This is a genomic window from Providencia sp. PROV255 (genome assembly GCF_028478065.1).
GTDB classification, from domain to species: domain Bacteria; phylum Pseudomonadota; class Gammaproteobacteria; order Enterobacterales; family Enterobacteriaceae; genus Providencia; species Providencia rettgeri.
The window spans coordinates 245,887-259,792 of the sequence record NZ_JAMPMI010000008.1; the positions used below are offsets into that span (position 1 = coordinate 245,887).

Sequence of the window (13,906 nt, forward strand, 5' to 3'; positions counted from 1 at the left end):
CCTCGCTATTAAGGTGAGAAACATATGGGTTTTAAATGCGGTATCGTTGGTCTGCCTAACGTGGGTAAATCCACTCTGTTTAATGCATTGACCAAAGCCGGCATCGAAGCAGCCAACTTCCCTTTCTGTACAATTGAACCAAACACGGGTGTTGTGCCAATGCCAGACCCACGTCTTGATCAATTAGCTGAAATTGTGAAGCCACAGCGTATTTTACCAACTACGATGGAGTTCGTGGATATCGCGGGCTTAGTCAAAGGGGCATCTAAAGGTGAAGGCCTAGGTAACCAATTTTTAACGAATATCCGTGAAACCGAAGCCATTGGCCACGTTGTTCGTTGTTTTGAAAATGACAATATCATCCACGTTGCAGGCCAAGTTGACCCTGCCGCAGATATTGAAGTCATTAATACTGAATTAGCACTTGCTGACCTTGATACCTGTGAGCGCGCTATCCATCGTGTCCAAAAACGCGCAAAAGGTGGCGATAAAGACGCAAAAGCAGAATTAGAAGCATTAGAAAAATGTTTGCCGCACCTAGAGCAAGCAGGTATGTTGCGTACATTAGAGTTATCTAATGAAGATAAAGCCGCTATCCGCTACTTGAGCTTCTTAACATTAAAGCCAACGATGTACATTGCTAACGTTAATGAAGATGGTTTTGAAAATAATCCCTTCTTAGATGTGGTGTATAAAATTGCAGAAGCCGAAGGCTCTGTAGTTGTTCCCGTCTGTGCAGCGATTGAGTCTGATATTGCAGAACTTGAAGACGAAGAGCGCGATGAGTTTATGGCTGATTTAGGTATTGAAGAACCGGGTCTTAACCGTGTTATTCGTGCCGGCTATCAGTTATTAAACCTGCAAACTTATTTTACTGCTGGGGTGAAAGAAGTGCGTGCATGGACTATCCCTGTCGGTGCAACGGCACCACAAGCCGCAGGTAAAATCCATACTGACTTTGAAAAAGGCTTTATCCGTGCGCAAACTATCGCATTTGATGATTTTATCCAGTACCGTGGTGAGCAAGGCGCAAAAGAAGCCGGTAAAATGCGCGCAGAAGGTAAAGACTATATCGTTAAAGACGGCGATGTGCTGAACTTCTTGTTTAATGTGTAGTACCACAATTGGTCTATAACGTACCTTAAGTTTATTGAAACAGCATAAAGCTCAGGTGTTACCTTGGTTTTATGCTGTTTTTTCTATATCAGCCTATCACAAGGTTAATTTGCGTTCCTATCTTCTATAATCATCGCTGCGGCGCGTTCTGCAATCATTATCGTTGGTGCGTTGGTATTGCCACTTGGAATTTCAGGCATCACAGAACAGTCCACGACACGTAAGTTTTCAATACCATGTACACGTAACCACAAATCAGTCACTGATGTTGTGGTATCCGTTCCCATACGACAAGTTCCCACAGGATGGTAAACCGTTTTACAAAAATTTCGGACAAACTCTTCAAGTTGAGCGTCATCATGACGTACAGAAGCAGGTGGCATTAGAACCTCTTTGCTTAGCACTTGTAATGAAGGGGAGTCCAATACATCTAAGCCAAACTTAACCGCACGTTTGCAACCTTCCATATCTTCGGGTGAGGCAAGATAATTAGCGTGAATTTTTAGTGGGGCTTGTGGGTCTGTGCTGCGCAATAAAACTTCACCACGGGACTTAGGTTGTAAGTACCCGACCTTTAATGAAAAGCCGTGGGCTGCGGGCAGAGGCTCACCAGGAACATCATCCCAGCTATCTAAAATAGGTAAAAAGTGAATTTGTACATCAGGACGGCCTTGGTTGCAGCTGTCTTTAAATGCAGCGCCTTCTAAAACGTTAGAGGTGAGCAGTCCACTGCGAAATGCCATCCACTCGACCCCGTGTTTAATCGCATTTAAACCTTGGTCTGCGCCGAATAAACTTATTGGCTGCTTAGTCGTGACGTTAATTGACATATGTAGGTGGTCATGAAAATTTTTACCAACAGGTAGATTCGCATGAGTATGGATCCCCAACGAAGACAAGTGCTCCTCTGGCCCGATACCTGATAGCATCAATAATTTTGCAGAGCCCATCGCACCCGAACAGACCAATACTTCGCAACTGGCAAATGCCTCAACTTCATGGCCATTTTTCCCTTGATAGGCAACACCAATCGCGCGGCCATCGCGAATGATGATACGGTTCACTTGAGTGCCAAGCTTTAATGTCAACTTATCACTCTTTTCCACTGATTTTAAATAGGTTCTTGATGTACTGGCTCTTTCTCCATTATGCGTTGTCGTCTGGTAAAAGCTTGTTCCTTGCTGGCTTTCCCCATTAAGGTCATTGACATAAGAAAGACCATGCTCTTGCGCTGCACGAATAAATGCCATTGATAATGGGTGCCGGTATCTATTTTCACTGACAGGAAGTGGGCCTTCTGTTCCATGGTATTCTCCTGTCAGGCTTTCATTACTCTCTGCCTTTTTAAACCATGGCAATACATCCGAGTATCCCCAGCCTTCACAGCCGTAATTTAGAGCCCAATTATCATAATCTTGTTTCTGGCCTCGGATATAAATCATTCCATTGACAGAACTACTTCCCCCCAACACTTTCCCTTGGGCAATTTGCATTTTACGGTTATTCGCGTGAGGCTCTGGCTCAGTTTCATAAGGCCAACTTTTTTGGGCAATAATTTTCGCCACACCAGCTGGCATACGAATAAACAAGTGGTTATCGCTACCACCCGCTTCAATAAGTAATACTTTGGATTGCGTCTCTTGGATCAACCGAGCAGCAAGAACACAACCGGCAGAACCCGCACCTACAATAATATAATCATATTTTACTGCGCTCATTTGTCACTCCGTCAAATAAAACAAACAATCTATTTTCATTTTTTTAACAATAGCGCTTTTAATTCATTAATGTATGAACAATATTCCACATATGTGATTAAAATCAAAAATAATTTCTTATGTAATTATTATTGGCCCTTAATAAACATTGTTTATTCAAGAAAAATTTTAAGCAAAGTCAATACTTAAACCTAATCCAATCTTTATTAATAAATGAATGTTTATAGCTAGCTAATAAGTAATCTGTCATATAGAAATATCTTATTTTATCGTGTTTAAGCGAGTCACAATCCCCTTCGATGTTATCAGCGCGACTATAAAGCTTATTTCCATGCAGGAGTTGCAAGATAATAGATGAATGCTATAGTAATGACCGATTAATATTCTTTCGGCTTGAGGACGACCTCAAGTGCGTATCAGCAACAGGGACGGCCCTTTCTTCTAAAGGAAAACAATATGGGGCGCTTCTGTTTCAATAGTCCACTCATCCCGTTAACAACTTGGAGCCGGTTAATCGGCTCTTGGTTAGTCGTCATTTTCTTTATTTTAAGTGGCGAAACATTACTTAATGACAGTCTTTCTGCATTTAGTGCAACTTGGATTTTTTTACTGCTGTTCATTACAATTCTCACCGCTTCCTTTGGTGTCGTTAAAGAGGCTGACCATCTTGCTGAACAATTGGGTGAGCCATACGGAACGCTGATCCTGACTTTATCTATTGTCTTAATTGAAGTCATTCTTATTGCCTCGGTTCTACTAGGTCCCGGTGATTTTCCAACTATTGGGCGTGATTCCATATTCGCCGTGATGATGATTATCATGAACCTCGTCGTAGGTATCTGCTTACTCGCAGGTTCAGCTAGAAATGGTGAACAAGAATATAATACGCAAGGAACCAACAGTTATCTTTCAATGATCGTATTACTGACTGGTTTAGCGTTAATCCTACCAAATTATACCTCTAGCCAAGGGGAGTATTCCCATACGCAAGCCATTGGTATTTCAGGTATTACTATACTTATCTATGGTGCTTTCTTGTGGATGCAGATGCGAGGTCACCGACGATTTTTTATCCAGCCGCCTAAAGGGCTGATGAATGTCCCAGAACAATACATTTCAGCTAGCGATGCTTTGGCAGACAATAATGTCGAAAAGAAAGATAACCACGCTGAGTCAAACAAAAAAACGATTATTATTCGTTCTTGTGTGTTAATTGGGCTGATACTCCCTATTGTGTTACTTGCGCATTATTTAGCCATCGTGACTGATTACGGAATTGAAGCCTTAGGAGCACCAGCAGCAGTCGGTGGTGTCCTGATCGCCATTATCGTATTTACACCTGAATCAATCACAGCAGTAAAAGCGGCAATGAATAATGAAATGCAACGAGCGATAAACCTTTGCCAAGGCGCATTTGTCTCAACGGTAGGTTTAACTGTGCCAGCAGTATTAATTATCGGCATTATTACCGGTAAACAAGTCATTATGGGGATTTCTAACGCGGAAATTGTTTTATTCGCAATCACCATGTTACTGACTATGCTTTCATTTAATGGTCAGAAAACATCTCCCATTCAAGGTTGGATACACCTTGCCATCTTTGCTGTATTTGGGCTTATTCTATTTTATCCGTAGTGGCTGACAAAACGTGAAGGCTGCATAAGAAAATACTCGATTGGGTATCAAATTTTATGTTAGCCTCGCTCACACTTTCCTTATTCTTAACATATCCAAAGCCAAATCATGCCATGCTTGTGCACGACGGCTTTGATGGTGATTTTTTACTGTCGCTAAAGCAATGTCGTAAGCCAATATTGGCTCAATAACTGGAATAACGGATACCCCTACTGAACTGGTGTTCTGCCACATACTGTCCGGAAGTAGCGTTATCCCTACCCCAGCTCTTACCATGGCTGTCACCAAATCTAAATGACTACTACGCCCAGAAATAGTGGGTTTTTTACCATAAACACCGCAAGCACTAACAACAAGTTCATTAATTAGAAAATCATCAGAAAAGAAAATAAAAGGCTCATCGGCTATTTCACTAAATTTAACAAATTCACGTATTGCAAGTGGATGTTGGTTGCTAACCAATAGCATTAATCGGTCGGTTGAAAAAGGGTGTACTTCAAAGCGGTCATCAGCAAAAGGTAACATCACGGCGGCAGTTTCAACTTCACCATTTAGCATTGCCTCTCGCATTTTGCGTGTACCCAACTCAAGAATTTTCAGTTCCACCTGTGGATAACGTCGGCTAAAAGCCATAATAATATCAGCAAAATAGGTCGATGCTATCACGGGTGGTAGCCCCACGGGTAGTACTCCAGATATAGGGCCTGACCTTTCCAGTAACGCTTTTTTCATACTGCCAAATTGTGAAAGAATTTGTCTAGCATGAGCCAATAAAATATCCCCTTCCTCCGTTAATTTAACGCCATCGACTTCCCTAATCAGCAAAGTATAACCAAGTTCATCTTCTAATTTTTTAATACTACGGCTAACCGCTGGTTGCGTTACAAATAAACTTTCTGCCGCGCGGCTAAAACCATTGAGCTGCACAACTTCAACAAAATAACGTAATGAACGAATGTCCATTTCGCCCCCTATAATTTTTAGTTATAGATAGAATGAGTTTAAGTGATTTCCTTTAAAGCATAATAAACGATAAAAATAATTCAACTTAGAACTATAAGCTAGGCGATTAATGGAGATCAGCATGATGAATAAGACGGTTATCGAATACGTATTAGATAGACTTTACCAAATCGGTATTCACGATATTTTTGGTGTTGCTGGCGACTACGCATTCCCTATTGAAGATGCAGTATGTGAAAGTGAAAATATGCGCTGGATTGGCAACTGCAATGAACTCAATGCCTCATATGCTGCGGATGGCTATGCCCGTGTGAAAGGTGCCGCAGCGTTATCAACCACTTTTGGTGTCGGCGAACTCAGTGCCTTAAATGGTATTGCTGGCGCTTATGCCGAACATCTTCCCGTTTTTCATCTTGTTGGTATGCCAGCAAGCGGAGTTCAAAAAAACCACCGTTTAGTTCACCATACCCTAGGAAATGGTGATTTCGATGTGTTTTATCAAATGAGCCAACATTTAAGCTGTGCTCACGCTATTTTAACGCCTGAAAATTGTATTGCCGAAACAGAACGTTTAATTACAACCGCTTTACAAGAATCTCGACCCGTTTATTTAGGTTTCCCTTCTGACTATGCTGTTATGCCAATTAAAGCAGATGAAACACCTGAAACTATCACTATAAATAAAAGTCATAGCAAGTCATTATCAGCTGCGGTTACCGCTATTGTCGAAAAGCTCATATCGAGTACAAAAGCCTGCATTATTCCTGGGATTTTAACGGCTCGTTTCGGCTTAACGACTGATGTTGAGGCTATTATTCAGAAAACTGGCCTACCTTATGCCACCATGTTTATGGATAAAGGGGTATTAAGCGAATCTAACGCTCAATATATGGGGATTTATAATGGAAAACTAATGAACCCTGATGTGCGAGAATTCGTCGAGAGCTGTGACTGTGTTATGTGGATCGGTGCAGTATTAACGGACTTCAACACCGGCAGCTTTACCGCAACGATTGCCCCTGAAAGCTGTATTAACATTCTTTCTGACCATGTGAAAGTGGGTTCCGCTATCTACCCGAATGTATTGATGAAAGATGTGTTAGATAAATTAAAAGAACTTGCGCCCTCACTTAACCATGCCGGGCTCAAAGCTCAAGGATTAGGATCACCGCAGCAAGGTGAAAATGGCCAAATTACCGCCTCATATTTGTACCCTCGCCTAGAAAAAATGTTCCGTAAGGACGACATTATTATTGCAGAAACGGGAACAGCATCTATGGGGTTAGGTTTTGCTTTATTACCTGAAAATGCACAATTTCACAACCAAACATTATGGGGATCTATCGGCTGGGCCACTCCCGCAGCCTTTGGTGCAGCAATTGCAGAGCCACAGAAGCGAGTTATTTTAGTGACTGGGGAAGGTTCTCACCAACTCACGGCCCAAGAGATTAGCCAGTTTGCCCGCTTTGGTTTAAAACCGATTATTTTCGTCCTAAATAATGATGGCTATTTAATTGAACGACTTCTGTGTAAAAATCCTGAAGCCTATTACAACGACTTACCCCAATGGAATTATGCACAGCTCCCCGCCGCATTAGGTTGTAATGATTGGTATTGTCAGCGTGTAACCAACTGCAATGAATTAGACAATGCGATTAAGCAGGCCGAATTATCGAACCATGCGGCCTATATTGAGGTAGTTATGGATAGATATGCCGCATCTGAGCTTGCAGAAAAACTTGGTAAATCAGTAGCATCTTTATATTCATTTTAAATTGACAAATTATGGCAGCCATTGCGCTGCCAATGTCTTTATGATGTAAATACCAGCCCTACATCGTTTCGTGATTGGTGCAATATTTTTGAGACAATTAATGCTAATTCAAGCAATTCATCGCATTTAGCATGGTTTTTACTAGCAATTTGCTCACGAAAGAATGCAAACTCATAGACCATATGATTGATTGTTGCATCCCGAGATACGTTGGATATTTCCCCATCAATACAAACCTCGACTGACTGGCAAAGGCTTGGGGCTCCAGTGATACGAATATGCCCTTTGGTGCCTTGAATAATAAAGTAACCGGGGCTCGCCGAATCTTTCGCTCCCACACAAGATGCAACTGAACGCTCAAAATGGGCCGTTAGTACCCCTGATGTATCAATTCCATTAAATCCTTTATTACAAATATAGTGGCTACTATTGGGTGCTCCCATCAAGGCTGATAACAAATAAATGTTATATAAATTAATATCATAGAGCGCACCGCCTGCTTGCTGTGGGTCAAAAGCAGCATGAATACGGCCTTGCAAATAGTCATTGTATCGACTTGAATATTGGGAATAATTACCGTGAATCACTTTGATTTCACCTATTTTATCAATGTGTTGCTTGATAAAGTGAAATTCAGGGGTATGAATAGACGTAATGGCTTCAAACAAAAAAAGCCCCCTAGTCTGTGAAATGGAAATTAACGCCTGTAACTGTTGCCAATTTGGTGTAAACGGTTTTTCGCATACCACATGTTTGTCAGCCATCAATGCATCAAAGGTATACTGATAATGTAAATGATTTGGCAAACCTATGTATATCACCTCAACATCAGGGTCTTGTAACAACTTTTGATAATCAGTATACAACTTTGCTATACCAAATTGTTGGCAAATAACCTGCCCCTTTTCAATACTTTCCGCCCGAACACACAGTGCGACTAGCTCTATTCCTTGCACCTGTATTAAAGCATCAAGAGCCGACATGATTATTTTTCCAGAACCGACCAGCGCTAGTTTCATCTCTGTTATCCATTAAGAAAAGTGAATTTCATTTTGCCATAAGGCTCATTATTTAAGAAATATCTTCGATGCTTTTTGATAATCTCTGCCATTCCCGTATTTTCTCCTTAAAAATTCAATAAAAATGACACATTTTTTCACTGGAGGTTCTTTTATTTATTACTGATGTACGAGCCAATTTCACTAGATGAACCAAATAACCGCCATAAATGACGATTAGCTTCCCATTTACAATAATTTCTATTCACGTTGTCAGCAAAACTCTCTCATTTTACGTTTTATATAACCAATTGTTTTATCTTATAAATATTTCATTTCTCTTTTTTTTCACTGACATAAACCTTTTTAAAACCCTAACTCACATCACAATTTATTAACAACTCTCTTGAATCATTTTTTATTATTCTCCATGCTAATTTTACCAAATAAACCAATGGTTTACTGTATAAACCAACCGAGGTTAAGATGAAAGAGAATATTGTCACTGCCGTTGATGATGCTTTATTGTTATTGATGCTATTAGGTGAAAAAAACAATCTTGGATTAAGTGAACTTGCACGCTTATCTGGCATGAATAAATCCAAGGTATACCGTTTATTATGCACGTTAGAAAACCGTCATTTCGTGCAAAAAAATGAAAACCCAGTGACCTATCATTTAGGCCATCAATTATTAAGCTTGGGGAATTGCGCTCGCCAGCAAATAAACTATATCCAAGTCGCAGAAGTTGAAGCAGAGCAACTCCGTCAACGTTTTGATGAAAACATTCAAATGCGTATACGTGACAACGGTGAAATTTTACAAGTTCTTCATAAGCCATCAGGGCAATCACTTCAAGTACGCAGTGAAGCTGGCAATCGCCGGCCGTTAGGATCTGGAGCGTCAGGTAGAGTACTATTGGCTTACTCCCCTAAAGATGTTCAAGCACATTTTATTGAAAAGAATCCCTCAATTGAAAAATCAATTGCCACCATACGCTCACAAGGTTTTGCCATTACCCGAGGCGAATTAACCGCAGGTATCGGTGCTATTGCCGCACCTATCTTTTCACAACACGGGGAATGCATTGCTTCACTGAGCATTAGCTTACCACTAAGCCGTTTTTCTGATGAAAAAGAACAAGATATGACTGAACAACTGCTTCTGTCTGCTTTACGCATATCAAGGCAGCTCGGTTACGACTCATAATTAATACAATAAAAGAGACAACACCATGCAACGAACAAACAACACTATACAAACTCCATCGTCACCACCAGGCTGGCAAATGAATCCAGTTTTAGTAATGTTAACTATTGTTATCATTGCCTTTTTAATGACTTATTTTGTTAATTCAGGCCAATATGAGCGCGATGGTAAAAAAGTCATTCCGGACTCTTACCAAACTATCACTAAAGACATCACGTTAGAGCAATTATTAGGTACTGAAAAATCAGCAGAAGGTACTGCCGCTCCCGTCAGTTTACCTCAACTGTTTAAAGCGATCCCCGAAGGAATTGTTAAACAATCACCGCTTATTTATATGGTTCTATTCATCGGAGGAATGTTTGGAATTCTCAATAAAACAGGGGCAATAGAATCAGGGTTAGAACGGTTGCTTCACGTCACCCGAGGCAATATCTATTTGTTGATCCCTTTCTTAATGATTGTATTTTCCATGGGAAGTACCTTTATGGGGTTAGCCAAAGAGTATCTTTTGGTTATTCCCATGGTTATTGCCTTAGTGAAACGCGTTGGGTTGAATGAACTTATTGGGCTTGCCATTGTAGCGATTGCGGTTAAGGTAGGATACCTCGCCTCCATCACCAATCCATATGCACTTTCTATCGCACAACCGCTTGTTGGTCTACCGGTTTTTAGTGGTTTAAGTATGCGGATTGCAGCGTACCTTATTTTTATTACACTCGGTATTTTATTTATTTTCTATAGTATTCGTAAAACGACACTCACAAGCTATGTGGTTGAAGAACATAATCAAACCACACAATTAACCCATCGTCATAAACTTATGTTAATTGTCTTAGCTATCGGTGTTGCATTTTTAGTCTATGCATCTAATCGCTGGCATTGGAAAAATAATGATTTATCTGCTTACTATTTATTCTTAAGTGTCATTTTAACTTTTTTTAGTGGTTTAACCGCAAGTGCTGCTGCTAACGCATTTGTCAGTGGAATGAAAAAAGTCCTTATCGCAGGAGTGTTAATTGGGTTAGCGACTGCGGTCGAAATTATTCTTTCTCAAGGTAAAATTCTCGATACCATTATTCATCAATTAGTTGGACTAGTCGGTAATCACGGTCCTTATGTTTCATCATATAGCATGTTTATTTCTCAACTATTATTAGACATTGCCATTCCATCAACGTCTGGGCAAGCCGCTGTCACAATGCCAATTTTAGGCCCCGTTGGTGAAATTTCTGGTGTTTCTCCTCAAACAACCGTTTTTGCATTTTTAATGGGTAATGGGCTGACTAACATGATCACACCAACATCCAGTGGGTTATTAATCTTCTTAGCTACGGCAGGCGTAAGTTGGACTACTTGGGCGAAGTATATTTTACCGCTATTTTTAATTTTTATGGCAATCAGTATCGGCTTACTGACTATCGCCGTGACCATAGGGTATTAATAAAATGGATATGAAGAATTACCGGATAAAAATGCGTGATGGAATAATGCTATCTACCGATGTTTACTTTCCACAAACTCAATCAGCTACGTCTTTTCCCGTTATTATAGAGCGAACCCCCTATGATAAAAGCGCACCTTCTCGTTCGGAAAAAACGGTATCAGGCCAGCAAATAACACGCCAAGAAATGGCGAAATACTTCAATGAGTATGGTTTTATTGTTGTGTATCAGGATTGCCGTGGACGCTATGAGTCCGAAGGAAAGTTCACAAAATATATTAATGAAGCCGAGGATGGTTTTGATACATTACAATGGATTATGGAAAAACCCTGGTGTAATGGCAAAATAGGTTCAATGGGCCTCTCTTATGCCGCTCATACACAATTAGCAATGGCGTGTCTAAACCCACCAGGCTTACACACGATGGTGCTGGATTCCGGTGGATTTGCCAACGCCTATCAATGTGGGATCCGTCAAGGAGGCGCTTTTGAACTCAAACAAGCAACTTGGGCATTTAAACAAGCTAAACTAAGCCCACTCGCCCAGCAATCTCCTGATATTTTAGCTGCACTCGAACAAGAAAATATCCATGAGTGGTTCACAACAATGCCATGGTATCAAGGACAAACATTGCTTAAACACGTCCCTGAATATGAATCGTATTTATTTGAACAATGGGAAGAAGAGTGTTTTTCCGATTATTGGCAGAAAATCGGCATCTATGCTGAAGGCTATTATGATCAAATACCTGATATCCCAGTATTATTCATGTCCAGTTGGTATGATGCCTATGTCAGTTCAACATTAGATAACTATCATGCATTTGTTACTAAAAAACAATCACCTCAAAAATTAATCATGGGCCCTTGGCTCCATGGTGACCGCAATATCACGCATAGCGGTGACGCAGAGTTCGGTGATATCGCCGCATTTGATAACAATGTCAGTGAAAGTTGGCTTTCTTGCCGGTTGAACTGGTTTGAAGCCCACTTAAAAAATGAAAATTCCAAAAACAATCATGAAGATGTAACGATATTTATGATGGGTGGTGGAAGCGGTAAACGTAACCGACAAGGGCGTATAGAGCATGGTGGAAAATGGCTTAACTGCCATCAATGGCCTTTAGCAAATACTGAAAAAACTGCATATTATTTGTGGCCAGATAACAAATTATCTCTTCACCCCTACACTAAAACAGCCTCAATATCCTATTGTTATGACCCTAAGCACCCAGTCCCTACCATTGGCGGCGCCTTAACTTCAGGCCAACCGATATTTTGGGGAGGAGCTTTTAACCAACGTGAATTACCGCAATTTTTTGGTAGTAAACAAAATAACCTACCTCTTTCTGCCCGTTGTGATGTCTTAGTTTTCGAAACCGAAGAATTACAAACAGATGTCTGTTTAGCTGGTGAAATAGAGGTGTCGCTTTGGATCAGTAGTGATGCTTTAGATACGGATTTTACTGCAAAGCTTATTGATGTTTACCCACCTAGTGCCGATTACCCACAAGGTTATGCCATGAATATTACAGATGGCATTATTCGCTGCCGTTTTCGGCATGGATATGAGAAAAAGGAATTATTAACACCCAATGAAATTGTCGAAGTGAAAATTAAGCCCTTTGCCTGTGCAAATCGTTTCGCAAAAGGGCACCGTATCCGATTAGATATTTCTAGTAGCAACTTCCCTAAGTATGACTTCAATACAAATACAGGTAAAACTATCGCAGGTGACAGAACGTGGAAAATAGCCTGTAATAGCCTACATTTTTCTAGTGAGCACCCGTCAAAAATTATTTTGCCGGTGATCAACGAGGCTTAAACTATTATTAGCTAATAAACTATTTGCCCACTTTAGCTGCCAACAGCGCTAAAGCGGGCTACATGAGAAGATAATTATTCCGCTTGAACCCAAAACACACCATCACCTTCTAAGGCAGTGAACGTTTTATGTAAGTAATCGCTATCTGCTTGCGGATCAAGGTCTGCAAACAGCTCAGGGTGGATGAATTTTGCAATTGCTTCCACCGCAATAATATTAAATGGCGTATCATAATATTGCTGATAGAGTGCCAATACTTGTTTGTTTTTGAAGGCAGATAATGAACGAAATTTAGGGCGATCCATTAGCTTATTCAGCCTAGCCAAAGAAGTTTGTTTATTTCCGGTATATCCTAATGGCACAGAAGCACTACCTTTACGAGTGTTATCCCAATCTGCTGCCGTCATTAAATAGTAGTCCGGGTTGCTGTGAATCAGTTGTTCTTCACTGATTTCTCCCCCCATTCCAATACTGAACCATTGGGAACCTAGGTTATTTCCACCAGCTGCTTCAACAAATTCACCAAAATTGCCATTACCAAACGTTTTACAGCAATAATCTTCACCTTGGATACCAGCGGCTCGTTCAATAAATACGCTTGGACGTTGCTCTTGACTAAGTTTAGCCACTCTTGAACGGATTAAGTCTAACTTTTGCTGGTAAAACTGATTAAATGCTTGCGCTTGTTGTTCCTCACCAAATACTTGGCCCAATAACGTCATACTCGGCAGGGTGTTTTTCAGTGGATATTGTCTAAAATCGATAAAAATCACAGGTAAGCCACTTTTTTCCAATAATGATAGAGTGCCACTTTCTGTGAGCTTACTCTTTAAGCCAATATCAAAAATGAGCAAATCTGGCTGTGCAACCAACGCTTTCTCAACGCTAAAGTCCGTTGTATACGGGTTTGGGAAAACAGAGATCTTGCTTAATTCTGGGAATTTTTTACTATAAGCCACACTCAGGTCAGGCGCTTTTTTTATTAACGCATCATCCCAAGCAATAATCCCTTTTAGTGGATTTTGTGGATGTAATATATTCAGCGCAACCAAAACGCGGCTATCTGCCAGCATCACTCGAGATACCGGCGCATTGACGGTTACGTCCCTACCCGCTATATCCGTCACCGTGATAGGTGCGGATAAGCTACTAGTCGAAAATAGTAGGCTAACTACGCCAAGAATCAGCACGAATATATTGATAATTTTTCTCATTATCATTGTTTTG

General features: G+C 40.6%; 10 protein-coding genes. 6 read left to right on the forward strand and 4 right to left on the reverse strand.

What is annotated here, in order from left to right; genetic code table 11:
- Nucleotides 1-24: 24 nt before the first annotated feature.
- Nucleotides 25-1,116: a redox-regulated ATPase YchF gene (gene ychF / locus PR725_RS08020; protein ID WP_004910600.1), complete on the forward strand. Its 1,092-nt coding sequence runs from the start codon at nucleotides 25-27 to the stop codon at nucleotides 1,114-1,116.
- 104 nt (nucleotides 1,117-1,220) lie between these two features.
- On the opposite strand, the gene PR725_RS08025 is transcribed toward ychF, so the two are convergent.
- A complete protein-coding gene (locus tag PR725_RS08025) occupies nucleotides 1,221-2,834 on the reverse strand; it encodes a GMC family oxidoreductase (protein WP_272568447.1) in 1,614 nt (537 codons plus the stop codon).
- Between the two features lie 456 nt (nucleotides 2,835-3,290).
- Here PR725_RS08025 and PR725_RS08030 point away from each other — a divergent pair, with 456 nt between their 5' ends.
- On the forward strand, nucleotides 3,291-4,469 hold the full coding sequence (locus tag PR725_RS08030; RefSeq protein ID WP_110731894.1) for a calcium:proton antiporter: 1,179 nt from the start codon (nucleotides 3,291-3,293) through the stop codon (nucleotides 4,467-4,469).
- A 69-nt stretch (nucleotides 4,470-4,538) separates the two neighbouring features.
- Here the strand turns inward: PR725_RS08030 and PR725_RS08035 are convergent, their stop codons facing one another.
- Nucleotides 4,539-5,432, reverse strand: coding sequence for a LysR family transcriptional regulator (locus PR725_RS08035; protein ID WP_110731893.1), 894 nt, complete (start codon nucleotides 5,430-5,432; stop codon nucleotides 4,539-4,541).
- Between the two features lie 124 nt (nucleotides 5,433-5,556).
- Here PR725_RS08035 and PR725_RS08040 point away from each other — a divergent pair, with 124 nt between their 5' ends.
- On the forward strand, nucleotides 5,557-7,206 hold the full coding sequence (locus tag PR725_RS08040) for an alpha-keto acid decarboxylase family protein (protein WP_272568670.1): 1,650 nt from the start codon (nucleotides 5,557-5,559) through the stop codon (nucleotides 7,204-7,206).
- Nucleotides 7,207-7,244: 38 nt separating this feature from the next.
- On the opposite strand, the gene PR725_RS08045 is transcribed toward PR725_RS08040, so the two are convergent.
- Complete coding sequence (locus tag PR725_RS08045; protein WP_109911295.1) at nucleotides 7,245-8,225, reverse strand: Gfo/Idh/MocA family protein; 981 nt, start codon at nucleotides 8,223-8,225, stop codon at nucleotides 7,245-7,247.
- Between the two features lie 465 nt (nucleotides 8,226-8,690).
- Here PR725_RS08045 and PR725_RS08050 point away from each other — a divergent pair, with 465 nt between their 5' ends.
- The 3 genes from PR725_RS08050 to PR725_RS08060 are packed head-to-tail and all read left to right on the forward strand — an operon-like array spanning nucleotide 8,691 to nucleotide 12,679.
- Nucleotides 8,691-9,413, forward strand: a complete 723-nt coding sequence (locus tag PR725_RS08050; RefSeq protein ID WP_004910559.1) for an IclR family transcriptional regulator — start codon at nucleotides 8,691-8,693, stop codon at nucleotides 9,411-9,413.
- A gap of 25 nt (nucleotides 9,414-9,438) precedes the next feature.
- Entirely contained in the window at nucleotides 9,439-10,854 is a 1,416-nt protein-coding gene (locus PR725_RS08055) for a YfcC family protein (protein ID WP_272568453.1), read from the forward strand.
- 4 nt (nucleotides 10,855-10,858) lie between these two features.
- Nucleotides 10,859-12,679, forward strand: coding sequence for a CocE/NonD family hydrolase (locus PR725_RS08060; RefSeq protein ID WP_272568456.1), 1,821 nt, complete (start codon nucleotides 10,859-10,861; stop codon nucleotides 12,677-12,679).
- 74 nt (nucleotides 12,680-12,753) lie between these two features.
- Here the strand turns inward: PR725_RS08060 and PR725_RS08065 are convergent, their stop codons facing one another.
- Nucleotides 12,754-13,899, reverse strand: coding sequence for an ABC transporter substrate-binding protein (locus tag PR725_RS08065; RefSeq protein ID WP_109911294.1), 1,146 nt, complete (start codon nucleotides 13,897-13,899; stop codon nucleotides 12,754-12,756).
- Between the last annotated feature and the right edge of the window lie 7 nt (nucleotides 13,900-13,906).

Coding starts and splice junctions, on each gene's coding strand:
- ychF (WP_004910600.1), top strand. CDS start 25: ATGGGTTTTAAATGCGGTATCGTTGGTCTGCCTAACGTGGGTAAATCC.
- PR725_RS08025 (WP_272568447.1), bottom strand. CDS start 2,834: ATGAGCGCAGTAAAATATGATTATATTATTGTAGGTGCGGGTTCTGCC.
- PR725_RS08030 (WP_110731894.1), top strand. CDS start 3,291: ATGGGGCGCTTCTGTTTCAATAGTCCACTCATCCCGTTAACAACTTGG.
- PR725_RS08035 (WP_110731893.1), bottom strand. CDS start 5,432: ATGGACATTCGTTCATTACGTTATTTTGTTGAAGTTGTGCAGCTCAAT.
- PR725_RS08040 (WP_272568670.1), top strand. CDS start 5,557: ATGAATAAGACGGTTATCGAATACGTATTAGATAGACTTTACCAAATC.
- PR725_RS08045 (WP_109911295.1), bottom strand. CDS start 8,225: ATGAAACTAGCGCTGGTCGGTTCTGGAAAAATAATCATGTCGGCTCTT.
- PR725_RS08050 (WP_004910559.1), top strand. CDS start 8,691: ATGAAAGAGAATATTGTCACTGCCGTTGATGATGCTTTATTGTTATTG.
- PR725_RS08055 (WP_272568453.1), top strand. CDS start 9,439: ATGCAACGAACAAACAACACTATACAAACTCCATCGTCACCACCAGGC.
- PR725_RS08060 (WP_272568456.1), top strand. CDS start 10,859: ATGGATATGAAGAATTACCGGATAAAAATGCGTGATGGAATAATGCTA.
- PR725_RS08065 (WP_109911294.1), bottom strand. CDS start 13,899: ATGATAATGAGAAAAATTATCAATATATTCGTGCTGATTCTTGGCGTA.